This is a genomic window from Vibrio sp. 1562, from assembly GCF_033340155.1.
Classification (GTDB): Bacteria; Pseudomonadota; Gammaproteobacteria; order Enterobacterales; family Vibrionaceae; genus Vibrio; species Vibrio alginolyticus.
The window spans coordinates 506-1,332 of record NZ_JAWOVY010000082.1 but is presented as its reverse complement, the minus strand read 5'-3'; the positions used below and the strand labels follow the sequence as shown (position 1 = coordinate 1,332).

At 48.6% G+C, this 827-nt stretch carries 1 protein-coding gene; it reads right to left on the bottom strand.

Annotated features, from left to right (window positions below; all coding sequences use genetic code 11):
- Nucleotides 1-185: 185 nt before the first annotated feature.
- The coding region (locus R7Z49_RS23300; RefSeq protein ID WP_318112107.1) for an MFS transporter at nucleotides 186-827 on the bottom strand (642 nt) is incomplete at its 5' end.

Here is an 827-nt window from a genome sequence, read left to right as displayed (position 1 = left end):
GATGGGTATCAACCGCGGTACTCTTCGCAAGAAACTTAAGAAATACGGCATGAACTAAGACCGGATTTCAAAAGTATTTGGAACAAGCCGTTACCTTCGGGCAGCGGCTTTTCTTTATCTACTGCTCTAAAAATATTAGTGAAGAAACACGCGTGACACTTTCGCATCACGCGATTCACACTCTTTTATGAGTAGCGCTGGAGTTGCTCCGTTTCCTGAATGGGCTTCAATGCTGCGATAGCGAAGCCAAAGAGTAATACGGCCAATACAGCGACCCATTCACTCCCTACATCATAGGCAAATCCAGCAAGCGCAGACCAAATTGCGACGCCAAAGTGCATCATGCTCATCGCAGATGACATTAACACTCCTCGATATTCATCCGATAAGCTCGCTATATAAGCCTGTAGAGCCGGAGAGCCTATACCGCCTGCCAACGACCAAATTGCCAATATGGGAAGATAGGCCACGAATTGGCTCGCACCACACGCAAATGCCCAGATGCTACATGGCATGCACACCATAAGCGCAATACGCATTACAGCTCGGCCACTTCCAAGGCGATGAGAAGCTCGAGTCGTGAGTAGATTTCCAAGAACACTCACGATTCCTAAAGCTGCGTACATCATGCCAATCCAACTTATCGACACTCCCGCGACATCTCGCATATTGAGCCCAATGAGATTGAACACACCAATACCACCACCTAAGCCAAAACACATAGCCGCAATCGCACCCAACGCTCCAGGAAGGCGAAATGCCTCTATAACGGGAGGTAATGTCATTAACCGCTCGTTCTGATCGTGAGGCTCTCTCATGCATCCCCA